24 protein-coding genes are annotated in these 25,685 nt (G+C 52.9%); 10 read left to right on the plus strand and 14 right to left on the minus strand.

Annotated elements, in window-relative coordinates; genetic code table 11:
* Positions 1-3 precede the first annotated feature (3 nt).
* Together QGG23_02325 and trpE are read right to left on the minus strand one after the other, a co-directional pair.
* A complete protein-coding gene (locus tag QGG23_02325) occupies positions 4-582 on the minus strand; it encodes an aminodeoxychorismate/anthranilate synthase component II (GenBank protein MDP6048272.1) in 579 nt (192 codons plus the stop codon).
* Positions 579-1,973 carry an anthranilate synthase component I gene (gene trpE, locus QGG23_02330; GenBank protein ID MDP6048273.1) on the minus strand — a complete coding sequence of 465 codons (1,395 nt, stop codon included), beginning with the start codon at positions 1,971-1,973 and terminating at the stop codon, positions 579-581. Before trpE ends, QGG23_02325 begins: the two co-directional genes overlap by 4 nt.
* A 426-nt stretch (positions 1,974-2,399) precedes the next feature.
* On the opposite strand from trpE, the gene QGG23_02335 reads away from it, so the two are divergent.
* Complete coding sequence (locus QGG23_02335) at positions 2,400-2,573, plus strand: hypothetical protein (protein MDP6048274.1); 174 nt, start codon at positions 2,400-2,402, stop codon at positions 2,571-2,573.
* Between the two features lie 66 nt (positions 2,574-2,639).
* Positions 2,640-2,834, plus strand: coding sequence for a hypothetical protein (locus tag QGG23_02340; protein MDP6048275.1), 195 nt, complete (start codon positions 2,640-2,642; stop codon positions 2,832-2,834).
* On the opposite strand, the gene QGG23_02345 is transcribed toward QGG23_02340, so the two are convergent.
* From QGG23_02345 to QGG23_02365, 5 genes are read right to left on the minus strand one after another with little or no spacing between them, the layout of a single operon-like run.
* Positions 2,821-3,573 (minus strand): hypothetical protein, encoded by a 753-nt coding sequence (locus tag QGG23_02345; protein ID MDP6048276.1) that lies wholly within the window; start codon positions 3,571-3,573, stop codon positions 2,821-2,823. The genes QGG23_02340 and QGG23_02345 overlap by 14 nt on opposite strands.
* 1 nt (position 3,574) lies before the next feature.
* A complete protein-coding gene (locus QGG23_02350) occupies positions 3,575-5,005 on the minus strand; it encodes a DUF58 domain-containing protein (GenBank protein ID MDP6048277.1) in 1,431 nt (476 codons plus the stop codon).
* Positions 5,006-5,014: 9 nt separating this feature from the next.
* Positions 5,015-5,992: a MoxR family ATPase gene (locus QGG23_02355; protein ID MDP6048278.1), complete on the minus strand. Its 978-nt coding sequence runs from the start codon at positions 5,990-5,992 to the stop codon at positions 5,015-5,017.
* A gap of 1 nt (position 5,993) precedes the next feature.
* On the minus strand, positions 5,994-7,226 hold the full coding sequence (locus QGG23_02360) for a hypothetical protein (protein ID MDP6048279.1): 1,233 nt from the start codon (positions 7,224-7,226) through the stop codon (positions 5,994-5,996).
* Entirely contained in the window at positions 7,216-9,288 is a 2,073-nt protein-coding gene (locus QGG23_02365) for a transglutaminase domain-containing protein (protein ID MDP6048280.1), read from the minus strand. Before QGG23_02365 ends, QGG23_02360 begins: the two co-directional genes overlap by 11 nt.
* Positions 9,289-9,523: 235 nt before the next feature.
* Here QGG23_02365 and QGG23_02370 point away from each other — a divergent pair, with 235 nt between their 5' ends.
* Both QGG23_02370 and QGG23_02375 read left to right on the plus strand, forming a co-directional pair.
* A complete protein-coding gene (locus QGG23_02370) occupies positions 9,524-10,654 on the plus strand; it encodes an arginine deiminase family protein (GenBank protein ID MDP6048281.1) in 1,131 nt (376 codons plus the stop codon).
* Complete coding sequence (locus QGG23_02375; GenBank protein MDP6048282.1) at positions 10,635-10,925, plus strand: arginine deiminase family protein; 291 nt, start codon at positions 10,635-10,637, stop codon at positions 10,923-10,925. The genes QGG23_02370 and QGG23_02375 overlap by 20 nt, the downstream gene beginning before the upstream one ends.
* Positions 10,926-11,208: 283 nt before the next feature.
* Here the strand turns inward: QGG23_02375 and QGG23_02380 are convergent, their stop codons facing one another.
* The 3 genes from QGG23_02380 to QGG23_02390 form a co-directional block, all read right to left on the minus strand.
* Entirely contained in the window at positions 11,209-12,288 is a 1,080-nt protein-coding gene (locus QGG23_02380) for an IMP cyclohydrolase (GenBank protein MDP6048283.1), read from the minus strand.
* A 1-nt stretch (position 12,289) separates the two neighbouring features.
* Positions 12,290-12,883: an IMP cyclohydrolase gene (locus tag QGG23_02385; GenBank protein ID MDP6048284.1), complete on the minus strand. Its 594-nt coding sequence runs from the start codon at positions 12,881-12,883 to the stop codon at positions 12,290-12,292.
* A 694-nt stretch (positions 12,884-13,577) separates the two neighbouring features.
* The gene (locus QGG23_02390; protein ID MDP6048285.1) at positions 13,578-15,029 is read right to left on the minus strand and encodes an IMP dehydrogenase; all 1,452 of its coding nucleotides are present in this window, start codon (positions 15,027-15,029) and stop codon (positions 13,578-13,580) included.
* Positions 15,030-15,239: 210 nt separating this feature from the next.
* On the opposite strand from QGG23_02390, the gene QGG23_02395 reads away from it, so the two are divergent.
* Complete coding sequence (locus QGG23_02395) at positions 15,240-16,190, plus strand: D-glycerate dehydrogenase (GenBank protein ID MDP6048286.1); 951 nt, start codon at positions 15,240-15,242, stop codon at positions 16,188-16,190.
* Positions 16,191-16,343: 153 nt separating this feature from the next.
* Positions 16,344-16,550 carry a hypothetical protein gene (locus QGG23_02400; protein ID MDP6048287.1) on the plus strand — a complete coding sequence of 69 codons (207 nt, stop codon included), beginning with the start codon at positions 16,344-16,346 and terminating at the stop codon, positions 16,548-16,550.
* Here QGG23_02400 and QGG23_02405 read toward each other — a convergent pair.
* Both QGG23_02405 and QGG23_02410 read right to left on the minus strand, forming a co-directional pair.
* Positions 16,537-17,655 carry an ATP-NAD kinase family protein gene (locus QGG23_02405; protein ID MDP6048288.1) on the minus strand — a complete coding sequence of 373 codons (1,119 nt, stop codon included), beginning with the start codon at positions 17,653-17,655 and terminating at the stop codon, positions 16,537-16,539. The genes QGG23_02400 and QGG23_02405 overlap by 14 nt on opposite strands.
* A 61-nt stretch (positions 17,656-17,716) precedes the next feature.
* A complete protein-coding gene (locus tag QGG23_02410; GenBank protein ID MDP6048289.1) occupies positions 17,717-18,973 on the minus strand; it encodes an ArgE/DapE family deacylase in 1,257 nt (418 codons plus the stop codon).
* Positions 18,974-19,051: 78 nt separating this feature from the next.
* On the opposite strand from QGG23_02410, the gene QGG23_02415 reads away from it, so the two are divergent.
* Positions 19,052-20,077: an alcohol dehydrogenase catalytic domain-containing protein gene (locus tag QGG23_02415; protein MDP6048290.1), complete on the plus strand. Its 1,026-nt coding sequence runs from the start codon at positions 19,052-19,054 to the stop codon at positions 20,075-20,077.
* 9 nt (positions 20,078-20,086) lie between these two features.
* Here QGG23_02415 and QGG23_02420 read toward each other — a convergent pair whose 3' ends face one another.
* Positions 20,087-20,590 carry a GNAT family N-acetyltransferase gene (locus tag QGG23_02420; protein MDP6048291.1) on the minus strand — a complete coding sequence of 168 codons (504 nt, stop codon included), beginning with the start codon at positions 20,588-20,590 and terminating at the stop codon, positions 20,087-20,089.
* 199 nt (positions 20,591-20,789) lie between these two features.
* Between QGG23_02420 and QGG23_02425 the strand changes: the two genes are divergently transcribed.
* The 3 genes from QGG23_02425 to QGG23_02435 all read left to right on the plus strand — a co-directional run bounded on the left by QGG23_02425 (position 20,790) and on the right by QGG23_02435 (position 24,437).
* Positions 20,790-21,977, plus strand: a complete 1,188-nt coding sequence (locus QGG23_02425; protein MDP6048292.1) for an MFS transporter — start codon at positions 20,790-20,792, stop codon at positions 21,975-21,977.
* 599 nt (positions 21,978-22,576) lie between these two features.
* Positions 22,577-23,587, plus strand: a complete 1,011-nt coding sequence (locus QGG23_02430) for a radical SAM protein (protein ID MDP6048293.1) — start codon at positions 22,577-22,579, stop codon at positions 23,585-23,587.
* Positions 23,588-23,600: 13 nt separating this feature from the next.
* Positions 23,601-24,437 carry a biotin/lipoate A/B protein ligase family protein gene (locus tag QGG23_02435; GenBank protein ID MDP6048294.1) on the plus strand — a complete coding sequence of 279 codons (837 nt, stop codon included), beginning with the start codon at positions 23,601-23,603 and terminating at the stop codon, positions 24,435-24,437.
* Positions 24,438-24,461: 24 nt separating this feature from the next.
* Here QGG23_02435 and QGG23_02440 read toward each other — a convergent pair whose 3' ends face one another.
* On the minus strand, positions 24,462-25,469 hold the full coding sequence (locus QGG23_02440) for a radical SAM protein (protein ID MDP6048295.1): 1,008 nt from the start codon (positions 25,467-25,469) through the stop codon (positions 24,462-24,464).
* Positions 25,470-25,685 lie beyond the last annotated feature (216 nt).

A 25,685-nucleotide genomic window follows, 5' to 3' on the forward strand; every position in this document is an offset into this window, starting at 1 on the left:
AGTTTACATCTCCAGGAAATTGGTAATTATCCTCTTCCCGCTAGTTGTAAGAATAGATTCAGGGTGGAACTGGACCCCCTCTATTGGGAACTCAACGTGCCTGACGCCCATGATTTCACTGTCATCAAGGGATACCGCGGTCACTTCAAGACAGTCTGGGATAGAACCTTTTTCCCCGACAAGGGAGTGATAGCGTGTTGCCTCCAGGGGATTCTCGATTCCCTTAAAAAGGCCCTTCCCGTCATGCGTGATGATACTGGGTTTGCCGTGTACCACCTTTCTGGCCCTAATCACCTTTCCACCATAAGTTGCAATGATTCCCTGGTGGCCCAGACAGACGCCTAGGGTGGGGACCGTGGGGCTCATCCTCCTTAGGATCCCCGAGCAGACCCCGAAATACTTGGGGTCCTGAGGGTCACCAGGCCCTGGAGAGATGACTATCTTGTCAGGGTTCATCTGTATCGCCTCCTCGAGGGTTATCTGATCGTTCCTGTAGACAACGGGGGCTCCTCCAAGCTCCCCTACGTACTGGACGAGGTTGTAGACGAAGGAGTCATAGTTATCGATTACGAGGACCTTCAGCTGTCATTACCTCCTGCAGCCTCGAGTGCCTTTAAAAGTGCTGCAGCTTTGTGTTCCGTCTCATACCATTCCTTCTCCGGGTCCGAGTCAGCCACGATGCCTCCGCCTGCCTGAATGGTAGCTCTATTCCCAATGGCGACTAGGGTTCTTATCGTGATGGCGAAATCCGCATTTCCGTTATAGCTAAAGTAGCCCACGGCGCCGGCGTAGGGACCCCGTCTAGTTGGCTCTAATTCATCTATGATCTCCATGGCCCTTACTTTAGGGGCGCCAGAAACGGTGCCTGCGGGGAAAACGGCTCTCAAGGCGTCGTAGCTGTCCATCTCCTCTCGGAGGGTGCCCCTGACCTGGGTCACGATGTGCTGGACGTGACTGTACTGGTGGACCTGCATGTACTCTGGTAGGTGAACGCTACCGTACTTGGCAACCTTGCCGATATCGTTCCTCCCGAGGTCTACGAGCATCACATGCTCCGCCCGCTCCTTAGGGTCTGATATGAGCTCTTCTGCGAGACGCTTGTTCTCAACAGGGTCATCTACTCTAGGACAGGTCCCCGCTATGGGGAAGGTGTCAACGGTGTCCCCATCGACCCTTACCAGCATTTCGGGACTCGAACCTATGACCTGACGGTCCCCCATCTTCAAATAGTACATGTAAGGCGAGGGGTTGATCTCCCTGAGGCTCCGATAGAACGCAATCAGGTCGCCCTTAAACCCAAACTCGAAGCGCTTGGAGGGAACCACCTGAAATATGTCACCCGCGGCGATGTGCTCTTTTGCCTTGGCCACGGCTGCCATGTAGTCTTCCATGGATATGTTCGTCATCGGCTTCTTGAACTTAATGGGAGCGAAGTCGTTGGGCTCCTTGAGGAGACTATTGATCTCTCCAAGGCGGTATTCATCAGTGTAGCAGTAGTATTCTTTCCCCTCCACATGGTCAAAGATGATCCCATCATCGTAGACCCCCATCTCCAAGTCAGGGAAACCCAAATCGTCTATAGCATTAGAGGGGAGTTTCTCCCAATGCCTTATTGCATCATATGTGATGAAGCCCACGGCTCCCCCCACGAGCCTGAACCTCTGGAATGTCGACGCCCTCCCCTCGAGGGTTTTTTTTACTATATCCAAGGGGTCGGAGGTATTCTCGACCCTTCTCTCCCCTGACCTCATATTCTTGATGACCGCTTTGCGCCCCTTAACAGTGATAATGAGACGCGGATTGAACCCGATGAATGAGTACTGCGCCAGCTTCTCAGGGCCCTCGATGGATTCTAACAGATAGGCATAGTGGCACCGCTTAGAGATCTTTGTGAAGATCTCAATGGGGGAGTTACTGAATGAAAGCTTGACTAGATTCACCTTTAGTGGTTGCTTCAGATTCTGAACCTTCACCCTTTTTCCCCTCTCCCTCTTTTTTTAGGCGTATGAGTGGTCCGCTTTCCAGCTTTTTCTCTTCTAATTAAACTGTTCGTTGAGAATGGTACATGATGCATATCGGCATCAATGGGACCCTCTTGGAGTCATAAGCGTTTCTCTAGGTCGATTATTTTTAGAATTTCTTGGGGCATTCTGTCCTCCGTCAGGAGGATCTTCTTATCCAGTCCAAGTGATACACGCACATTTCTCCTTTATGGATACTTTCAATTCCCCTACCTAGCCTTATAATCGTTTTGTTATCAGGCGCCCAATTCAGGCTAACCTATTGAGAGCAGGATATTGACAACAATCACCCCGTCGCGCGCTCCACTATCCTCTATATGACGAAAAGGCATAACGCCGATAATTAAAATGAATTCACATTATGGATGAACATAACCCATGAGACTTAACGGCGGAGTTCAAGCGGCTCATAAAGACGCTGAAGCTCTCCCAAATAGTCCCCTTAAAACACTAAGAGCCGACCCCTATGTTGTAGATGGAAAATCCATTGTTGCCCTTGTCCGGTCTGATGACCGGAAGAAGGGGATAAATCACGCACTGCCCCTCATTTGAGGCATAAGACCCCTAACGAAAGGGGTTAAAGGAGAGATCATAATCAAACCAAATGGCAATCACGACATGCCCTTTCCCCGTAACTCCGACCCGGAGACGGTCAGCCTCATAGCTGAATCATTGATAGCTGACGGGTTTGACCCGGGGATGATTGTCATAGGTGAAATGTCTGGAAAATACCGGGGTCTCCCAACCCGTGTGACGATGAAGAACTTGGGTCTTGAAATTTTTATCTATTCTTCTGTCATCAAACGCCTTTAGATGCCCTAGGAGGCAAATTACCTGCTCCGCTCTGGTTTCCCCCTCCTTTAAGATATAGGACTGTTGCGGCTGTGATGAGGAGGATAGAGACGACCCCGATAATTAGGTGGGGATATGGCAATACGGCGGCTTTCTCCGTCAGTAACTGGTTCACGTAAGGGAACCCGAAGTAGACCCCCGTAGATATCACCACCGTTCCAGCTACAAGTTGACTCAGATAGACCATCTGTCCTCGGGAAATCTCTTCGATGTCGTCTTCTTCAGCGCCCCTCTCCTTAAGCTCCGACCGCATCTCCTTAAACCTCATAGTGTACCTGAGGGTGAGGTAGGTGGCTTGGAGGAGGAGGCCGACAACGAAGACCCAATGTACCGTCACGGCCGTTAGGGACTCATAGGGTAGGATGAGGTTGATCCAGTTGAATGTTGAGAAGTCGAGAACAGAGGGGAAGAACATAAGCATATTGAGGCTAAAGAGTCTCCCGAACCCAGTCTCGTCCCCTTTCCGCCAGAACGTAAACGAGAGGGCCAGAGCCAGACCGATCATAATGAGGTCTAGTGACGACCCGCTCTCACCAGTGGGAGAGCCTCCGAGAAAGGACGCTATAGGCCCAAAAATGATAGCCATGTATGGCCTCGCCCGCCAGTAGAGGCTCGTCTGTACCATGGTTACAGCCGCCATGTACGTAGAGACTATCGCGAGCACAAACTCCGAGCCCCTGATGAATGTGGCTGTATTCATATTATGCCCTCTGCTTGATTAGTGCCTGAGCAAAGCTCTGAGTATGGGGGTTCCAGTTCACCACAGTAGCCCCCATCTTTCTTAGGACCCCCGTAAGGGGCTTGTTCCGGAAGTCGAGGAGCTTTGCCGCGATTTCCTCTACCTCCCTCTGCGCAGCAATCTTATAGCCCTGGATATTGAATACGATTATGGAGGGCTTCATCTTTAGCCTCCCTGAGTATTTGTAGAGTTCCTTTATCCCTGCGTAGAGTGCGTCCGTCTTGGAGGCGTCGAGCATCGTGATGATTATAAAGAGGGGGAGTGTGCCCACGATATGGCGGCGGCAACTATGGATCGCCTCCTTGAGACTCTCTCCACTGTATCGGATGTCCACGTTAAGCATCTCCCGTAAGATCCTAAACTGCTGCTTCTTTCCCGTGTCGGGGAAGAGGTACCGGCTGAGGGAGGGTTCCCTTGTTCCTCTGGCCTCCTCTACCTTGACTTTAGTTTCCATTTGATCCATCCCGAAGAATGTGTTGTCGAGATCAGGGGTATCTTGGGTCCTTTGGTAACTCCCTTCCCACTCATGGGCATCGTAGTCGTAGATGCAGAGCCCGACTTGGCACTCCCTGCTCAGATAAAAGTCGGCGAGCCCCAGGGTGGCTCTCACCGCATATTCCATGGTGTTCTGCACTGTGGTGCCCAGTGACATATGGGTAGCACTATCTAGGAAGATCCAGACCATCTTCTTCCCCTCCTTCTCGTACTCGTTAACCTGGAGGGCCGAGGGGGAGCTACTGAGTCGTCGGGCGGTGACCTTCCAATTGATGTTTCTGTAAAGATCGCCAGGCTGGTAGTCCCGGACCTCAAGGAAATCTGTGGTGGGAAATCCAAACGTGATCCGGGCCTCCATGGGCATCGGGATCCGTGTAATAGCCTTTTTTTCACGTATCCGGCGCACGAACATGGGTCTCGGCTGGACGATATAGCTCCGGGGCGCCTGGGCTTTCCCTATTTGGTTATCTGTAATCTGGAGGGGGTGGCGGGTCTCGTACTTGACATCGTTGAGCTCGTACATGCCACGCTTGGCACAGGTGGCGCGGTAGCTAATAATCACCTGTTTGTCCTTGACCCCCTTCCAGAAGAATTTAACGTTGGTTCCCTCGTCAAGATTGAAGCTAGAAGGGATGCAGTCGTTGAAACTGACTAGACCAACGCCCCCTTTTACTGTGGCGGTTAGGGTGTCCGCTATTTGGTTGTCTACCCATATCTTAGCATCCTCCCCTTTTCGACTAACTGTGATGTCTTGAGGTTGCCTTATGAGGACTCCGATAGCAAGGAAGACGATGGGGAAGAGGCCCAGGACAACAAATATGAGGTTCCCCAGAAACATTCCCATCACCATGAAGGTAATGCCGCTTACAATGATTTCTTGGGTGCTTTGTGTGATCACCTAATCCCCTCACGGATTGGAAGTGAACTCCTTGGGGACCTCGACCTGATCCACGATCTCCTTCAGGATCGCGGAGACGCTGAACGTCCCCTCGATGGCGTACTCCATCTTCATGATCATTCTGTGGCCTAAAGCATTGTTCACAAACATCTTGACGTCATCGGGGGTCACGAAACTCCGTCCCGCGATCGCAGCGTGGGCTCTCGACACTTTAAGGAGGCTGAGTCCCCCCCTCGGGCTGGCGCCTACTTCAATCATAGGGTGGCGCCGGGTGAGCCTGACAATATCGCTGATGTAGTCGATGATCTGGTCATCGACATATATCTCGGTCTCGATGAACTGCTGCATCGCAACAAAGAGGGCCTGATCTGTCACCGGCTTAATGAAGTTGGTGGGGTCATCCCTGCGCCAGCCGATGCGTCGCTTCAATATGAGGCTCTCTTCGGCCTTTGTGGGGACATATCCCATGCTGAGCTTTATGAGGAATCTATCCATCTGGGCTTCAGGGAGTGGATAGGTGCCCTCGAGTTCGATGGGGTTCTGGGTCGCGATGACAAAAAAGGGAGCGCTGAGCTTGTGGGTCTCCCCCTCAATTGTGACTTGGCGCTCCTCCATCGCCTCTAGGAGGGCCGACTGGGTCTTTGGTGGGCTCCTATTGATCTCATCAGCAAGAAGGATGTTTGTGAAAATAGGGCCCTTCTCCAATACGAACTTTGACTCCGCCATCCTCCAGACCCTGGTTCCAAGGATATCAGCAGCCATAAGGTCCGGGGTAAACTGGACCCTTCCCCAGGTGCAGCCTGTAACCCTTGCGAAGACCTTTGCAAGGAGGGTCTTACCCAGGCCCGGGTAGTCTTCGAAGAGGATATGGCCGTTGGCCAGGCCTGATGCCAGAAGTTTCTTGAGCAATAGGTTGTTCCCTACGAAGTACATACCTATGCCGTCTAGGACCTTTGTACAGACATCTTTTACTTCCCATACGTTCATCTTAGATTTCTTTCCTTAATTCCGTGACTTTACTCGATTCTTGCTGAAGGGATTCCCCGCCCTCCACAGGCCCCCTTGAACCGGGGGGAATTATTCTTCCTATCGTTTTCTGGAGAAGGCTGAGGCGCCTCAGCTTATTTTCTTCTTCCACCGCTTCAGCTCGTCCCGAACGGGCCATCTCTGGGGGATTCTCATCTCTATAGTTGATCAGGGGGGCTAAAAGCCCCGAGATCTCGTCGTGGTCTGCCTGGTTCTCGTAGAGGAATAGTGCAAGCCGTACTAGGAGCCTCTCCCTGTTTCCCCGATCCACGAAGTCGTCGATAACCTCAGTGAACCCAATGAACCTATCCCCCTTGTATGTCCTGATCTCCTGTATGTGTTTTTTCCACTCCCCGCGGCGGTTCTTGATTATGATGGATCCCTGCATTCCCCGGCGCATCACGGTGAAGATGATCGCCGCGAAGACGCAGATGCCCGTCCATTCAATATATGGGCTTAGGTCCTCTATGCCCGGAGCGTATGATTTGAGACCTCCGAGGAAGAACCCGAAGTATAGGGCTCCTATGAGGCTTAGGGAGACCGAGAAAAGATAGTTCCCCGCGATATTACCCGTCGCAGCCAAGTAGGTGTTCTTCGAGGACTTAAAGATAGCAAATAGGGTGAATACCCCAGCGATGGTGATGCCGAGGCTCACGAAACCCGTGATCCCCTCCGCCATACCAGGGGGCATCGACGCTCCGCTGGTGCTTATGAAGAGTGAGATCAGTTTCAGGACGATCTGGCCTATCATGAAGATGGTGGCGCTAATCGACGCTGCTTTAAGGGCTAGGGATTTCCGTAACCGAGCAATAGTCGAAACAACATTGTAGACTAGGAGCACACCAAAGGCCCCCGAGATAAGTAGCCCCGCCTGAGAGAATGCTTGCCCTGGTTGAAGGACCAGAAACAGGGCAAAGAACGAGGCGAATCCCGCGGCATAGAGAGTTCCTGTCAGGACCTCAGCGAGTATCCCCTCCAGTGTGATGGAGATAATGCTCGCGATGTAGAATATAGTGATTGATGTGAGAAGAGGAATCAGGATGATATCCATATTCGCCTTGGCCATCTGGTCAGACATGGGGAGGAAGTTTCCGAGGTCCCCGAGGCGAAGGTCGTTAAAATAGATTAACCAGCCTAGTAACCCAGCTAAGGCAGCCCAGATCACTGTTCGGCGGACGCCTTCTCTATTTTCCATATTCAATCATCCCTCCAAGCAGCTCGACAGCAGCAAGGCTTTTCTCATACATCTCCTGGCTTGGGTTCGATGCGCTGTAGTCTGCAATCTCGAAAGCAGTTATGAGGTACTCGAGGGCAGGTCTCCCATTCTCTGGGATCCCAGGCAAGACAGCGTCCTGGAACTCTCTCGGTGTCAAGCTGTCATCGATCCCCACAAGCCTTCTCCTAGATCTAGTGTAGAACCAGTTGAAGAGTTTCACTATCCCCTCCTTATAATCTCCGTATTCTCGGGGAATCTCTTCTTCGACCTCTTCGACAACGGCAGTTTGTGCAATGGCCTCCTTCTTGCGTGTAAGGGTCAAAACACTCCACATCACAACAGCGAATCCTATGAAGATAATCAGATTATAGGGAAAGGTCGTGATGAACATGAACACGCTGGGCTTTAGCGAAGGGAGGATCCTAATAGCGACCCCGAAGCTGCTCTTGGAGCCTATATAATAGTCTGAGTCTTCCAGTACTAGCTCTACCGTTTCGTTCCCTATGTTATCGAAGGTGTGGCTGATGTGAATATTTCCGTTCTTATCTGTGCGGAGATTCCGGGTCTCGCTATCCACTGTGATCGCGAGGGTCGCGTTCGGGATGGGCTGCCCATTGGATTTATCCAACAAGATCCCGTAGATCAAAACCCGGTTGCCAACATAGGCCATTGGCGGGGCCTGAATAGTAAGGTTAGTATCCGCCATGATCCTGATGGGGGGGTCGCTCCACGACTCGCGATAGGCCCCTCCCGGTAGGGTATGGGCTATCAGGTTGTAGTCTCCCACTGCCAGCTCTGAAGCGGCACCGCTCGTGATGTTGAAGACCCCGTTCCGGACTATCCCTGAACCCGAGGATGCGTCAGTCTCATTCTTTTTAAGGGTGAGGAAGACTTCCACAGTGAGACCATGAACCCCTGTCCCGTTTTTCAGGGTAACTGTTCCGTGGACCTGGAATGTCCCACCTTTGAGGGCGACAGGATCGTTGTATGTGATGTTGGTCACCGTCTCATAAGTTTTCACCTTGGGATCCCTCTCCTCCTCCCTCTGAGGGGTCGCATCAAAGGTGATCCAGCCCAGCTCCTCAAAGTGGACCTCTGCCCAGAAGTGGGCATCTCTTTGGAGCACAAACTGGAAGTCTGCATCTGGTTTGATAAGGTATCCCGCGACAGGTCTCACAGCCATGCCTAGGCTCCGTGCTAGGAGGACGAAAGCAGAGTTAAACTGGGTGGAGAGCCCCTTCTTCTCCTCGAATAAGAACCACTCGACTGGATCGGTACCATTTGGGGCCCTCTTATAGGCTTGGCTGTACTCATATTTTGACTTGAGATAATCCTCGAGGGCCTTCAGCTTCTCGTAAGGCGAGGAGACACCTACAACAATGCCTTGTGCCAGTTCCCTGAGACTATCACTCTTCTCCTCTGGGATCTCGAGATAATCTGTGAACGGGGTATCCTTGGCAGATCTGAAGGTTCGCTCCGTGAACCGGTATACCTCACGATCGATCCCATAGGTCCTGTTGAGAGCCTCAATGCTGTTGAAGAGCTCGAGGTGATGGTTGTACTCTATATCTTCAAGTCCCCCGATGCGGATGGTGTACAGGGTCCCTGGGATGGTCCCAATTATCGCGGAGATTGGTCTAACCGTGAAGAAGAACCTCTGCGCGAACGCCGCTCCCCGGGGCTCGGGCTCCATCTCCTCCCCACCATATGGTACCCATCCCCCTGCCTCTACAGGCTCCCATGTCCCATTCGCATATCCCGCCCCGACGGAGGTTCTCAGATAACGAGTCCCAGGTGAATAAACGATCTCGAAGAGTATCCTCTTCCCTCTACCATTACCCCCCTCAACCTGTAGTACCTTAGTTTGCCGCAGTTCCCCTTTTCCCCTCTGGGTGCCCACATCGGCCCCAGGTACGCGCTTGGTCCCGGTGTTGAACTCGATTTTTGTGATATCGCCCAGAATGTCTATGGCGACAGATATTAGCCCCACGGAAAAGAGGAGCACTGCTAGGAACACCGCGAGCTTTTGATAACCCTTCATCCGTTCAGTTATTCCCTTCAGGTGTTTTATCTTTTATTGGATCAGCGGCTATGTCTTTCTAACCTTTAAGCTTAAGGACACCCACTTGATTTTATTTTTCTATACATAAACGGACTAACAATATCCCATTGTTTCAAGCAAAAAAGTTATAATTCAGGACCCTTCAAAAACTTTGCTTGTTTTCAATTGTCTCTTTTCTTATTAAACTACCAATTTTCATAAGGCCTTAGGGCCAATGGATTCCTATATGTGGAGAGTCAGATCTGAGGCTGGCCCCCTCCGGGCCGTCTTGGTACAGGAGTCCTTAGAGCAGTTCTGGGAGGGGAAGCTCCCCTTTGTTGGAATCGAGTCAAACCCCAATTACTTGGTTCGGTGCCCCCATGCCGATATCGAAGGGGGCCGGGAGCAATGGTTGATGCTTCCCCGATTCCTTAAGGAGGAGGGGGTCCAGGTCTTTGAGGTAGCATCGATTCTGGAGAAAGCCGTTGATGGAGCCACAGAGGGGGAGAGACGGGAGATGGTGAAGGCAGTCTGGAAGGGGATGTCCATCGCCCCGGAGCCCGTGGACCTCACGGCCGAGCATCTCCTTTGGGGGTATCCCTCCAAGGCCTACTACGACGAGGAGGCCGATAGGGTTGTGCTCCCCGACTTCCAGAGGGTTGGCTGGCCCTATCCTCGGGATACCAGCTTTACCACTCCAGTGGGCACAGTAATTTGCAACATGAGGCGTTACAGCCGCCGCTTTGAGCCTAGGGTAGTAAAATTATGTTACGAGTATGACCCTGTGCTCAGGGACAAGATGAATGTGATCTGGGACGCCAACGAGGCGGATCCGGGATTCACTGAACCCCTTTGCATTGAGGGAGGTGATACACACATCATTGACGAGGAGACAATTGCGATAGGTCTAGGCCAAAGATCCACATTCACCGGTTTCACGATGACCGCGAGGAAACTCTTCGAGGCGGATTGCAATGGGGAGATCCGGAACATCTTGGCAGTGAAGATGCCCGACTATCCTGCCTCTAATTATATGCATCTCGATGTAGTCATCAACTATCTGGCAAGGGGAAGAGCACTGGTTATGCCATATTTCTTCGAGAGCGATCTCGTCCCGGATATGCCTCCAAGGGGGCTGTTCCTCAAGACCCTGGAGGCAGTAAGGATGGGGAGCGAGGCGGATGACAGATCCATGGAGCCCGTGGTCCATCCCCACGACTTCAAGGATGCTGGGAGCTGCGCAGTCTACACCAAGGGGAAGAGTGGTCCTGAGCTGGTGAGACGAAAGGCTAGCTTGGTCGACTACCTTATCGAGGAGGAAAAGCTCGAGCCTGACGGCATAATCTATGTCGGGGGGGCTCCCTGAGCGTGAAAATGATGTTGAGCATCTGATGTTAGCCCTGATGGAGCAGGCGCGAGGAGCCTCTAACATTGTCACGATCAGGCCCGGTCTTGTCGTCGCATTCGAGAGGAACAACGCCACGAACAAGACCCTTAGGGATCAGGGGATAACCGTGAAGGAATGGCCGGATAGCTATCTCGACCTGCTGGGGGCCCCCATTGTTCCACCTCACCCCTATGGCGGGAGCTTGCTTGAGACGCGCGCGTTAGCGACCCCATTTTTCCATAGGTTGTAGATCCTAGTGGGGCACTCGAGTGAATTTTGCAATCCTCTTGGCGTGACAGCTGTCGCATATGATATCATCGAGAGTTAGAGGAAGCTCATTGCCTGACCAGCTCTTCACAACTACACTGAACCAAAGCATGAGGCATAATTTGCCTGGGTGGCAGGATAGTCCTAACACGCGTTGCATTTGATATTGCAGATCCCCCAGTTTGTTTCATCTATTATATACGCTTGAAACGGGAAACTCTAGATTCAACGGTTCTGAACGATAAAACTTTTTTTAGGTATGGTACCTAGAAATGCCTGAAGCAACGTTCATCGGTTAACACCATTGCGATTCCGTTCTCATCGCTGGCCTTCCTGACCGACCTGTCTCGTATCGATCCACCCGGCTGTACGCAGGCGGCCACACCATAATCCGCTAAGAGATCGATGCTATCCCTGAAGGGAAAGAAGCCGTCAGAGGCTAGCACCGAGCCGGGAAGCTCTTCACCATGCCCTCTTGCCATCACTTTCTCTAGGGCTAACCTCACCGCGGCGATCCTGTCCTGCTGGCCGGTGCTAACCCCGAGGGTCGCCCTGCCCTTTGAGATAACAACTCCATTGCTACGGACGTTCATGCAGACGTACCATGAGAAGATAAGGTCGGCGAATTGTTCGTCCGTAGGCCTTCTCTCAGTGACAACCCGGAGGTCCTTGGGACCCCTAATTTTTGTGAGCATAGGGGCGGAGAGGACGATGGAGCCGTCCATCTGCATTGAGACCATAACGGGTCTTAGGGGCTCCCCTGCAAACCTGCTCATCTCCCTAAGGTTATCGACCTGGATCACTCTGAGGTCTTTCTTCTCCCCAAACAGCTCGAGCGCTTTATTATCATATGCGGGAGCCACGACTCCCTCAACGTAGCTCGCTAGAATCTCCTCAGCTGTCCCCTTGTCGACGTTGGTGTTAAATCCTACGACACTCCCAAAAGCTGCTAGACTATCGCAGTCCCGTGCTCTAGCATAGACCTCCCTTAGGGTGTCCCCGGGTCCCCTTAAGGTAGCTACGCCTGAGGGATTAAGGTGTTTCATTACCGCGCAGGCAGGCTCGTCGAAGTAGCGAACGATGTTCATGCTGTTGTTGACGTCCTCAAGGTTGGTCTGGCTGAGCCCCCCCTTCCCCGTCTTTAGTACCTTCATGGCTCCCGTGGTGAGGGGGCCCCTACTGGGACTGTAGAAGGCGGCTGGCTGGTGGGGGTTCTCACCGTACCTGAGACTTTTGGACTTGGTATACTCGATCTCCTCATCACCTATCACAAGTTTCATGGTCTCGGGAAAGCCTTCCTCAATCCTCGTCCTGTAACTCTTCCTCAGCGATTTTGGCTTTGACACCTTAGTTCTTCTCCAGGTAGTTTACGATAGCTAAGTCGTATTTCTTTGTCTGTTTAAATGCCTTGAGAGCATAATATTTCCGCATATCGGTTGTGAATTCCCCCTCGTTTTTTTCGAGAGCCTTTATGGTCTCAGGGTACTGGGCAGGCTCGGTAACCACAATAACGGAGTCATAAAGCAAGGCCGCCTTTGCAGCGGAGCGGACCAAAGTGGGTCCTCCGATGTCGATGTTCTCAACAGCCGAAACCAGGTCGGCGCCTCTTGCCGCGGCCTCCTTGAAGGGGTAGAAGTTACTCACCACTAGGTCGATGGGCTTCACCCCGTTCTCATTCATCCATACAATGTGGGTCTCATCATCCTTGTCGAGGAGGAGACCCCCGTGGACCTTGGGGTGCAGTGTCTTCACGAGCCCCCCGGGACTTTCAGGGTGGCCTGTGTAGACGGAGACCTCTACGAGCTCCTCATATCCAATATTCCTTATCCTTCGCGCTGTGCCCCCGGAGCTCACAATCTCGACCCCGAAGCCTCTTAGGGCCGTTACTAGCTCCTTTAGGCCGCTCTTGTCATAAACACTGATAAACGCTCTTTGTATCACACAATCCAACTCCTGGACAGTTCCTCAGCCTGCGCATCCCCTAAATGAGCCTTTCCATAACTGTCATTCTAAGTTAAGCTTGAAACCTACTGAAGGATGGAAGCCATGCAGGTGCATAATGGTAAATAAGGTGAGTAGGGATCCGCTCTGGTGGTTTGATGCCTGTACCCCGGAAAAGAGTCTTTCGCGATCGTTGCGCATTAACGTCCTTGATGGTACGTTCCACCTCCCTAAATATCTGGAACCTAAACCCAAGATCGCTTCCGCTTCTGTCTTCCCTCATCATGGTAACAGTATTCTCTGGATATAGAGCGTCCCAGATTTTGTTCACCTATTAAGCTCCTCTCTAGGGGCAGATGTGACCCCTGTGGTTTCAGTTATAACTAAGACGCATGTTCGTGTTGATAGAGACCATGGTGTAACCTGAATCTGGTGGGTTGTCGAAATGGTAATCCTCTGAATAGTCGACGCTCCTTTTCACTATGCGGACCAAACCCCCGTTATCAACTCTGAATCCTCTAAGATGATAAGTCAGGGTTAACGTGACATAGGAGCCTTGTGATGGTCTTGCCAGCGGGCTTGTTTTCGGCTTTTCTCAGCCAAGATCTATTCCTTAAATCTCAGGGACATTTTTTCCCTCCTTTTTGTGAAACCTTCCATGTATCGGAATATGGTTGGATGTTGAAAATGTGAGTCAGAGTTCCCTATTGGGGCCTGGTCTCATGACATCATGGGGCGCTATCTCCTTAGCCCCCCGTGATGTGATCCGTGCGAGCTTCGCCTTGTCCCAGATCTCGGGAACAGTCCTCGCCCCGATGTATCCCATCGCGGCTTTAAGGCCACCCACGAATTCGCTGAGAATATCGGTGACCGGCCCCCGGTAAGGAACCCAGCCCTCCACGCCCTCGGAAATGGCCTTACTCGGTTGGGAGTATCTGTCCTGGACGAAACGTTTCCTCCTGGCTCTGGGGCTCCCCATACCATAATACTCTTTGTAATATCTGCCCTCCAGTGCCACGAGCCTCCCCGGGCTTTCGCTGCAGCCCGCAAAGACGTTCCCCATCATGGCACATGAGGCCCCCACTGCGAGGGCAACTGCTATATCTCCCGGGTTCCTGAGGCCCCCGTCTGCGATGATCGGGACATCAGAGCCATAGTCCTTCACTGCGTCCGCTGCTTGGGAAACCGCATACAGGGTGGGCGCCCCGGCCCGGGTCACGACGCTAGTGCTACATATGCTACCGCTCCCAATTCCGACCCGGAGCCCAGCAACTCCGTCTAGCTTGGTCAGGCAGTCCTCCGCGGCCTCGTAGGTGCCGATGTTTCCGACAATAACCTCCGCTTTGGTCTCCTTGAGGATTTTTTTTGTTGCCTCGAAACAGTTCTTATTGTGGAAGTGGGCGACGTCCATAATGATGATATCCACATACGCGTCGAGGGCCTTAGCCCTATCCAGGTCGAAGGGTGAAGTCGCAGCGGCACAGATCAGGCGTCCCTCTTCATCTCTGAGTGCTTCAGGGTAGGTTCCTTTGAGTGTGATATCCTTCATCGTCATGAGACCACTGACCCTTCCCTTTTCATCTACAATAGGGAGCTTCTCGATCTTGTGCTCGTGGAGAATTCTCATCGCCTCTTCGAGGCTCGTCTCCTCGGTGCCCGTAATCACGTTTTCGGTCATAACCTCGCTAACCTTGAGCACCTTGTTTGCGAGGCGGACGTCTCGCAAAGTGACGATACCCGTAAGGTTATCCCCGTTCCCCACGACAGGGAATCCGCTGATATTGTGCTCATTCATCAGTCCTAGGATCTCTTCAACGGTGTCCTCAGAGTTCACCGTGACGACATCTCTTATAATGAGGGCCTCGGCACGCTTCACCGCCCTGGCCATGTCTACCTCCTCCTCCGCGGTACAGTTCCTGTGGAGGGCCCCCAGACAGCCGTTCCTAGCAAGAGCGATGGCCATTTCGCTCTCGGTAACGGTGTCCATAGGGCTAGCAATAAAGGGGGCATTAAGGGGGATGTTGGGCGTTACATGGGTCTTCACTAACGCCTCTTCAGGCTCTACGTTCGTCCATCCAGGGAGAAGAATCACGTCGTTGAAAGTAAGAGCGTTATCCGCATTTTTGAACTTGTCACGGAAACCCATTTTCTCTCACTCGATTTTAAAATCTCAGCAGGATCAAGACTTTTAACACTTTCGTTTTAAACAAAGGGGGCAATACCAATGCTCTCTATACCCGTATAGTGGGCTTGAGTATTTCAGATCACTGAAATCTATCCTGCCGAGACCCTTTGATGGACGCTAAGGTTTTATTCTTTTGGCGTCTAAACCGACCGTGAACCGGATTTGAGTAAAGTGCTGGTGGGAACCGGGAAGATCAACTTCCCTAAAGACCTCGCTGAAGGGCTTATGGACCTTGCTGAAGTGACCTATGAATCCCCGATGGATGAGTCATATTTCAAGGAGCTGAAGGAAGCTGATGCATTGATTGCAGGTATGGAGACTGTCGATGACGACTTCCTAGACAAGGCCCCCAAGCTTGGGATCGTGGCGAGGTTCGGGGTCGGCTATGATAGTGTTGACGTCAAGGCCTGCACCAAGCGAGGTATCTATGTCACCCACACTCCAGGGATTTTATCTGGGGCCGTGGCTGACCTCACGTGGGGGCTTATTCTCTCCCAGATGCGTGGCATCATCGAGTCCGATAGATACGTGAGGGAGGGCTGGGCTGGAAGGACTCGGAGCCTCCCCCTAGGTAGAGACCTCAAAGGGAAGATTCTAGGCATCATCGGACTCGGGAGGATCGGCATTGAGGTCGCGAAGAGAGCCCAAGGCTTCGACGTTGTCATCGTATACTCTGACATCTACAGGCGGAAGGACCTTGAGGAGTCTTTGGGGATGAGATACGTGAAGCTCGATGAGCTGCTTACAGGCTCTGATATCGTCACAATCCACGTCCCGCTGATTCCGTCGACGAGGCATCTCATCAGCAGCAGGGAGCTCAAACTGATGAAGGAGAATGCGATCATCATCAACACCTCCCGGGGGCCTGTAATTGACCAGGCAGCACTTGTCGAGGCCCTGAAGAAAGGACAGATCGGTGGCGCCGCTTTAGACGTGTTCGAAGAGGAGCCTTTGCCCGCCGGAGACGAGTTAGCTGGGTTGGGGTATACAGTACTCACGTCCCACATCGGCTCAGCTACAGTGGAGACCCGTAGGAAGATGGCGGAGGTTGACGCCATGAATGTGAGGGCATTTCTGGAGGGGAGGACTCCTCCGAACCTGGTCCCCGAGCAGAGGAAATAGCTTCCTCCGATCACTCCACTTATCCCCCTCTTTTTCGACCGAGTCTTTTTCTCATCCAAAGGATAATATTATTAGCCGGTTTCCATACGAAACGATTTACCAAGGGGTGGCGATGATTTCATTCACCCTTATATTCCCAACCCAGTCCTTGATGTGAAACAAGAGATGCTCCGGGAGATCGGGCTTAAGATTCCGTGGAGGCAACAGTGGACTCCGGAGGAGGTGGGAGAGCTGGTGCTCTTCTTCACCTTGTATGAGTCCCCGTACATCACGGGGGTCATCATGGTCGTTGAGGGTGATAACGCTCTCCAGGAGGAGTTCCTTAGTCCTACCCCCGAAATAGGGATTATTGTGCCCTGACCTTGTAGACAGATCTCCTGGCGTACCCAATGATAACCTTGCGGTAGCCAGTAAGCATCTTATCCACTTCAGGGTCCCCAGTGTCCACCAAAAGAGTTCTACCTTTGAGGTTAGCTAGCTTCCCGGGGGACGCGACGATAATCAGATTCTTCTCCCCCACGCTCCTGATCACCTCTGGGCTAATCTGCTGGTTTCCCCTACCTAGGATAAATCCCTGCCCTCCGATGATTGTGACAATGATCTTTGCCCGTTTTCCCTCGATGAGCGTGAGGAGCATCTTTTCGTTCACATCAGAGGCCACAAGGCTCCCGTTCTCAATAACATCCACCCCGAGCAGGGTTTTTTCAAGCCCCAGCTCTTTGGCGATGGGCCTCGTAGTGGTGCCGGGGCCAATAATATAGAGGGTGTCCACCTCCATCCCCTCCACCACCTCGCTTGCAATGGCCTCTAGCCTGATCTCCTCGGAACCCCTGGTGGCCTCTTTGGAGCCCTGGACCAGCGCCTCCTCGTAAACGACCCTAAGGTAACCATAGAGCCGAGCGGAGAGCCTATTATTCCTGTAGGCCTCCTCGTCAATATCCATCACCTCGAGCTCTTGGACGGTTGTCAGATCCCCCTTCATATATTTCACTGCGATGTCTCCGGCCCGGGTGGGGTTGATGGCAAACACTCCTGACTGGATCTTGACGCCAGCAGGGATGCCGAGGACAGGGACCTTTCCATTCACCGCTGCATGAATGTCTCGAGCGGTGCCATCCCCCCCGGCAAACAGAATAAGATCGACGCCCAGCATCATGATCTCCTTGGCGGCTGCCCTGGTGTCATTAGAGGTTGTGTTCCCTTTGGTGATCTCGCCGATAACAGTGGGATCGAAGCCCGCCCCTCTTGCTTCTTCTTCTCCCATCTCGTGAGGGTATGTGATGATCTCTATCGAGTCCTTGAGGGATACGAGCCTCATCAACGCTTCGACTGCGCGGCTCGGAGCAATGGAGACTGCACCGAGTTCCCTCGCCTTATCCAATGTCTCCTGCCCGTCGGTGCCCTTAAGCCCGACCCGGCCCCCCATCCCAGCCACGGGGTTTACGATAAGTCCAAGCTTCTTCAAGTCCTCTCCCCGGAATTCTATTTACTTCCCTTTTCCTCACTAAAAAATAGGTTGTGGGGCCTCAGGGCTCCTCGTATCCACAGAACCTGAGGGCGGTGAGGGCAAGGACCCTTGCGGCGGTCACCAGCCCCTCAATTTCGACGTACTCATCAGACGTATGGGCCTGCCTCACGTCCCCGGGGCCGAACAGGACCGTGGGGACACCCCCCGTGTTCACAAGGTGGCGCATGTCGGAGGCGTAAGTCATCCCCTCTAGCTGCGCCTGTTTCCCTGTAGCATCAGAGTATGCTCTCTGCACCTTCTCTACGATGGGGTGGTTAGTCTCGATGTTAGCTGAGTCGAACTGATATCCGTTCCAGTCCAGCCTCGGAGGGTTCTCTTTTAACCATGGGTCCGTCTCGGCGGCTATGGCCTCCTCAACGCTCCTTCTGGCGTCCTTGACTCTTTCCCCCACGATGACACCAACTCTCCCCTGGAAGACAAGACTCTCGGGGACGGATCCGGGCCAGTTGCCTCCTTGGATAGTTCCAACGTTTATTGGGTAAGGGATTCCGTAGCGGGTATAAAGGGGGTCATCGATCCCTTTATTCCTCCTAGTCTCAAGATCTCTAAGGACCTTGAAGAGGATTATGAACTTTTCAATAGCACTCACCCCCTCCTCCCTGATGCAGGCGTGGGCAGAGCGCCCCGACACCTCAACGGTGAACGCGAGAGCGCCCGAGTGGGCGGGGGCCACCTTCCCCTCGGTTGGCTCCATGACTATGGCGGCGTCGGCGATGTGTCCCCTGAGGACGGTTGAGAGGGCCCCGACTCCGCCGTCCTCCTCCCCGATGACGCTCTGGATAGAGAGATCCCCCTTCAACTTGACACCGACGTCGATAATTGCCTTTGCGGCGTAGATGGCGCAACAGAGACCCCCCTTCATATCGGCGACCCCCCTGCCATAAATCCTATCGCGTACCACGATACCCTCCAGCGGGGGATGCCTCCAGTTCTCCTCTTTCCCTAGGGCTACGGTGTCAATGTGACCGTTGAAGATGAGACTACGGTCCTTTTCCGTGCCTTTTAGGGTGCCTACGACTCCGAGTCCCTCCTCCCGTTGGATGGACATACTGAAGCCAGGATGGCTTCGAAGGGTGTCGAAGTCTAGATCCCAGATATCGACGTTTAGACCCAACTCTCTTAGCTTCGCGGCGACATTCCTCTGGGCTGAGGACTCTCTGCCTCCATAGCTGGGGATTGAGACTATCTCCTGCAGGTACTCCAACATGGAATCGGTGTTTATACTCTTCAGCACCCTTCGCTCCATGTCATTCATGTGCATCCATCTCCAGTGTCAACACTTAGTCTTCCCTTGGGAAACCGTTAAGAGATTTTAGGTCAAGTTGTCATCGACTTGAAGGCTGTCGTGAAGGCAAGGCCGGAGCCAGGTGTCGAGGTCAGGGAGATGGACATCCCCGTGGCAGGGCCTGGAGAAGTTCTTGTCCGTGTGAGGGCAGCATCCATCTGCGGGAGCGACTTGGGGATATATGATTTCACCTCTGCATACTCAGGCATGGAGCTACCGGTGGTGATGGGTCACGAGTTCTCCGGGGTGGTTGAGGCCATTGGTGAGGGAGTCGATGCATACTCAGTCGGGAACAGGGTGCTGAGCCGGTCCATAGTCTCATGTAGGAAGTGCCGGTTCTGCGTCGCTGGTATGGACAATCTTTGCGAGTTCTCTAGTCTCTTCGGAATACATCAAGACGGGGGATTCTCGGAGTACATCTCGGTGCCCCAAGGGGGCCTATACCAGATCCCCGAGGGGCTATCATTCGAGGAGGCCGCCCTGGTGGAGCCTCTGAGCAACGCGGCTCACTTCGTCAACGACGTGACCCCGGTTAACCTCGGAGACCTTGCCGTAGTCCTAGGTATAGGCCCCATAGGACTATTCTCTGCCCAACTCCTGCGACTCGCGGGGGCTAATGTGCTTATGACTGGGATAAGTGTGGACACCGAACGATTCAAGATCGCGAAGAAGCTGGGTCTCGAGGCTGTGAACATCGACGAGGGGGATCCAGTTGCCCTTGTATTGGGGCGCACCTCGAAGAGGGGCGCTGACATAGCATTGGTAGCGGTTGGGGCCTCATCAGCGGTGCACCAGGCTATCAGGTTAGTGAGGAAGAGGGGACACATCACCATCGTGGGTATATTCCCAGGAGAGATACCTATCCCTATGACCGAAATAGTTCGTAGGGAGATAACCCTAGCTGGGGCCTATGACGCGAGGGCAGAGAACTTTGAGGAGTCCATTGACCTCCTCCGGTCGGGGCGAATCAAAGCCACTGACCTCGTGACGCACAGGTTCTCCTTGGATGAGGCGGATCAGGCCTTCGGAATAGCCAAGTCAAAGGCGGGATGCAAAGTCCTTTTCACGCCTTGAGAGGGGTTCTTAGAACTTTTCAGCGAGGTTTTTTATCTCCGGGGCAAGCATCCGGAAGACTGTCCACTCGTCAAGGGGGAAAGCTCCGAGTTTATTGTAGAACTCCCAGCTGAGTTTGTTCCAGTCTAGGACGATCCAGTCCATCCTGGCGCAGTCCCTCTTCACCGCAATCTTCGCGAGCTCAACAAGGAGGCTAGTACCTATCCCCTGGCCCCGATACTCCTCAGGAACGAAGATGTCCTCCAGGTAGAGGGTAGGTTTACCGGTGAACGTTGAGAAGGTAAAGTAGTAAAGTGCGATGCCGAGGTAGTCGGGGCCCTCTCCCCTGGTCCTCTCCACAAGGAGGGCGCTGAAGATAGCGTCCTCACTGAAGCCGTACTTGCAGTAGAGTTCCTCTGTGGCGGAGAAACTGTCGATGAGCTTCTCGTAGACGGCGAGCTGCTTGATGAGGGTCATCAGGACAGGGAGGTCCTCCTCTACAGCGGGCCGGATCTTATATGATACTTCATCCATAATGGGATTTACCTCTTTGCGTTTATTGTTCTTTCGAGACCCAGCGCGTCCCTAACTCCATAGGGTAGAACGTGAATCCGTACAACGCGCGCGAGTGACTCAGGCTTCTAGACGATAATCCTTTTGTGAATTTTTGCCTTATAGCTAATCATATATTGAACCAACTGCGTATCCCTCTCCTCTAATAGGATTGATCGTTGTGGATATCCCCGAGGAGAATAAGGATCAACAGACACCGTTTATGGTCTATATCGCGATAGTGCTGCACATGTTGAACCACATGATTAGCGGGGCCCTGCCTATGCTCTATCCAGATATTATAGCCGAGTTCTCGCTTTCCTACTCCCAGTTAGGCCTCCTCCGGTCAGCCAACACCTTCGCGACCGGATTCCCCCAGATGTTCGTAGGATACCTTCGCCGCTGGACCGGCGGTAGGGTCCTTCTCGGGGTTGGGAACATGATCAACGCTATAATGAACGTTTTCGCCGCGATGAGCCGAGGGTTCTTCCAGTTCTTCAGTTTCAGGATCCTCGGGGGTATCGCGAGTAGCCCCCAGCACCCCATAGGCACCTCTCTGGTCACCTCTGCAACTGATCCATCAAAGCGAGGGCGGATACTTGGGCTTAACCAGTCGATCCCCTCTCTGGCGTTCACCTTTACCCCTCTCGTAACGGCATATCTGCTAACTAGGATGGCTTGGAGACCTGTCCTCGCTCTGCTTTCCATGCCCGCCCTCGTAGCATCGCTGGTCCTCCTCTTGTTCGTGAAGGGGACGCGCTCCTCGGAGGCAAAGTCAAGGAATGCTCTCTCCTGGACGAGGCTCCAGGAGGCGTTGAGGAACAGAAATGTGCTCTCTATCAGCGTCCTTCGGAGCGTAATGGCCTTTAGGATGGGGGTCCGGGCCTTCCTCCCCCTATATTTCATTGATATACTTGGCTTCACCTCTGGAAAGAGCGGCCTCTTATATAGCGTGTTGCTCAGCGGCGGTGTCCTCGGCCCCTTCTTCTGGGGGAATATCTCGGATAGGATGAACCGGAAGCCCCTCATCATTTGGATAACCATAGCTAGCGGTCTGGGCTACTTCCTCCTCAACTACGTTACAGGGTTCTGGGCCCTCGCGATGCTCCTCTTCTCTATTGGATTTATGGTACAGACCGTAGTGGTTCAGAGCGTTCTAAGTGAGAGCGTCGAAAAGTCCCAACTGGACCAGATTTTCGGGCTCTATTTCACTATAGGGTTTACAATCGCCTCCTTCTCTAGTGCGATATTTGGGTATATCGTAGAGTTCTACAGCTTTAACTGGGGATTCATGTATATCACAGTGATGACTCTTATCTCGCTTCTCCCGGCCTTATTTATTCAGGAGCCTCGGAACATTTCCTCCTAGAACAGAGGGGTATTAACCTCAGGACGTCGGATTCAGTTTAATCATAGTCGCGTCTGAAAATCTCCCAGGCTATAACACTCAAGATAAACAGCAGCAAGAGGATAACGAAAGCTGTGACGAGCCCTACGATAATTCCAGAGTTTATTCCATCACCCCCAATGGATCGACAATAACGATACTGTAAGGTGTTCTTTTATTTTTGGGAATATGACTCTAAATAGACTTGCGTAAATCTCAATAGTAAGCTTATCCAATCTGCGTCTCAATTAATATCTTCTCCATTAAATTTTACCGTCTTCATTTTAACTTAATGAAGCTGCTGTGTCCTTACTGTAACCTTGAAACAAACAGGCTGTCTCCTTGTCCACACTGTTATCGGCAATTCTGTCCTAGGTGCACCCCGTCTACAATCCACGAATGTCCGTTTAAAAGTGACTGATCCATTATCCGTTTGGGATTGTCTAGAAAATTTTCCGATCAGTGATATCCGCTATGCTGTTGATGATGACTAGCCTCCCGTTAAACGCGCGCTTCCCCAGGAGTAACGAAGTATATATCAAGCGGCTGGGATATTCCCATAAATCGCCTTGGTGATGCGGATGATCCCTGAGAAGGTGAAGGTGAGCACCGGTACTGCGGGGCTGCTTGGGCTGGATAAAATCAAGCTCAAGGTCAAACCAACCACTGCATATCTTATGACTCACACCGAGGAAGGATGCGTGGGCAACTGTAAATTCTGTCCACAGGCTAGAGAGAGCCCCTCCGACAACTCCCGGCTATCCCGTGTTCTCTGGCCCACATACTCCGGCAAGGCTGTTCTTGAGGCTCTAGGCCGAGCATCGGAACGGGAGCTGATGCGCATCTGTATCCAGGCCATAAACTACCCCGGATATTTTGATGACGTCCACGGTCTCCTCCAGGGAATCGCGGCTGTCACGGATATCCCTGTCTCCTTGGACACGTGTCCCCTCACCGGGGACCAGTTGCGGAAGTTGAAGAAGGCGGGCCTGAATAGGATAGGCATTCCCTTGGACGGGGCGACCCCTGGGATCTTCAACAAGGTAAAGGGGTCGGAGGTTAAGGGACCTTTCAGCTGGGGTGAACACATGAAAGCCTTGTCAGAGGCGGTGGAGATCTTCGGGCGGGACCGGGTGATGTCTAATCTGATCATCGGCCTTGGGGAGACTGAGGAGGAGGCGGCGAAATCCATACAGGATCTGATGAATAGAGGTGTCCAAACTAGCCTCTTTGCATTCACACCAATCCGTGGTACCCTACTCCATAAGCATCCCCAACCTGCCTTGGACATGTACAGGCGGGTCCAGATCGCCCGGTATCTGATTACCCTCAGGCACGTCCGATTCGATGACATGAAGTTCGACGCCAGGGGGACCATCATTGGCTTCGGGGCCGATCCAAGCGTATTCTCCGGGGTCCTCGAGAAGGGGGATGCTTTCTGTACCAGCGGCTGCCCCGGATGCAACAGGCCCTTCTACAACGAGAGACCCTCGGCCCCATTGTTCAATTATCCCCGAGACCTCACCCCCGAGGAGGCGGTAACGGAGGCCGAGCGGCTAGGCCTGAGGAATTGGATACCCCCAAGAAACTAGGAGGTATAAAATCATGGAAAGCCTCACCGATCCACCACCTGCGACTTGGAGGCTGATCAACACTAAGTGGTCTGACGGCGCTATGAACATGGCCATTGACGAGGCCATTATGCTTTCGGTGGCTAAGAATCAGTCCCCGCCCACGCTGAGGTTCTACAGATGGGAGCCTCCCTGTGTCTCGGTGGGGTACTCTCAATCGATCCGTCATGAGATTGACCTGGAACGGTGCCGGGAACGGGGGTACACCTGGGTGCGACGTCCCACCGGGGGCCGGGCGTTACTCCACATTGACGAGTTGACCTACAGCGTTGTAGCCCCCCAAGAGGAGCCCCGGGTAGCGGGGGACATTATAACTTCTTATCGCGGACTGAGCCTGGGGCTGGTGGAGGGTCTCAGGACCCTCCACGGTGGAGTCGTCCAGGCGGACCGTATAGAGACCGGGAAGGAGGCCGAGAAATCTGCTGCATGTTTTGACCTGCCTTCCCATTACGAGGTGACGGCGTACGGGAAAAAGCTCATCGGTAGCGCCCAAGTCCGCAAGAATGGGGTAGTACTACAGCATGGCGCATTGCCATTGGAAGGGGACGTGTCGCGCCTTGTCGACGTCTTGGCCTTGCAAGAGCCAGACAGAGTTACACTTCGAGGTAAACTCTTAGAGAGGGCAATAGCTTTGGATGAGGTGGTAGGTCGAGTGGTGCCCTTTAATAAAGTGGCAAAGGCTCTAACTGTTGGCTTTAGTAGGGCTTTAAATATAAACTTCACTACAGGGAAGCTGATCCCCTTTGAACGAGAGATGGCTAAGCGTCTCATCATACGATACACTGGGGACGAGTGGACGTTCGTCAGATAGAAAGAGTCGTTCTTTCCTAAATATTTAGGATACCTTTCTTATGGTCAGGTATTCGAGTTGCTTAGGTATAGCGCAGCAGCCGTCTAGATGCTTCACAATGAATCCTTCGTTGTGAGCGTACTTAACCGTGGATCTGGAGGGGAGGACGACCCTGTCGGCACCTGCCTGAATCGCGAGGCGCTCTTCCAGAGTTTTCTCAGCTTTTGGGCGCATACATCCGATGGCGATGCTTGTGTCGCTGTGCATCAACCTCGCCGCGGCCACTGTCTTGGCTATGACCTCGACAGAGGGAGGTGTCACGTTCTCCATGCCTGTCCCCCTAGTTGGGACGAGTGCAATGATGACAATAATGTCTGGGTTGATGTTTCCGATGATCTCTAGCGCCCTAGCTTCTCCCCTGATCTCCCCAAAGTGGAGGCCAGCGCATACGTGAGGGATAAGGTAAGAGACTTGGGCGTCCCTTAAATTGATGAGAGTTTCGGCGTAGTCCTGGACTGTTGCGTCCAGCCCATAGACCTTTTTGATGGTATCGTTGCTCCCGACGACATCCATAGAGACAACGTCAGCTCCTGTGGAGGCTATTTCCTCAGCCTGTCGGGGGTTCAGAAGTCCTGTGTGGAGGTTTACTATGAGAGATGTATTTTCCTTCACCCACGTGATCGCGCTGAGGAACTCTTCGAGGGGAACATGCCCTCTTGGATCCGAGCCGCCGCTCACAAGGACCCCTACCCCGCCCTCCGCATCAAGTCTGGAGCAGTAGTCCTTGAGCTTCTTTGGGGTATCTGTGTTATCCATCCCTGAGAGGAAGTGGCCATTGCAGTGCTCACATTTCAGCGCGCACTTGGCGCCTGTAATCGAGACACTGGGGAACCGGGGCTGGGGGATAAGGAATCGGAGCTCCCGCCCAAGCCGTTCATCCCTCAGGGCTCCAGCGATCTCCAGCATGCTCCCGGGGAGACACTCTAAGGATAGTATGCTCTCCGCCTCATCGACAGAGATATTTCCCTTCTTCAACACGTTCAGATTCAGCAAGCAATCTCCCTCGGGCTCATCACGTGGCGTTATCCTCTACCCCCATTTTAAAACCTTTTTCAACGTGGGATATTCAGGACGTGGGAGTTTAGCTTCTCTAAATAAAAGCGATGTTGTCTGGGAAAGCCGCGGTAGGGTGTTTTGTGTTGCTTCGTTTGAAATAGAACCTTCCATTCATCCTCACAAGTGTGGCAAATTCCAGGAGAACGAAGACCC

It is taken from the genome of Candidatus Bathyarchaeota archaeon, from assembly GCA_030739585.1.
Taxonomy (GTDB): Archaea; Thermoproteota; Bathyarchaeia; order TCS64; family TCS64.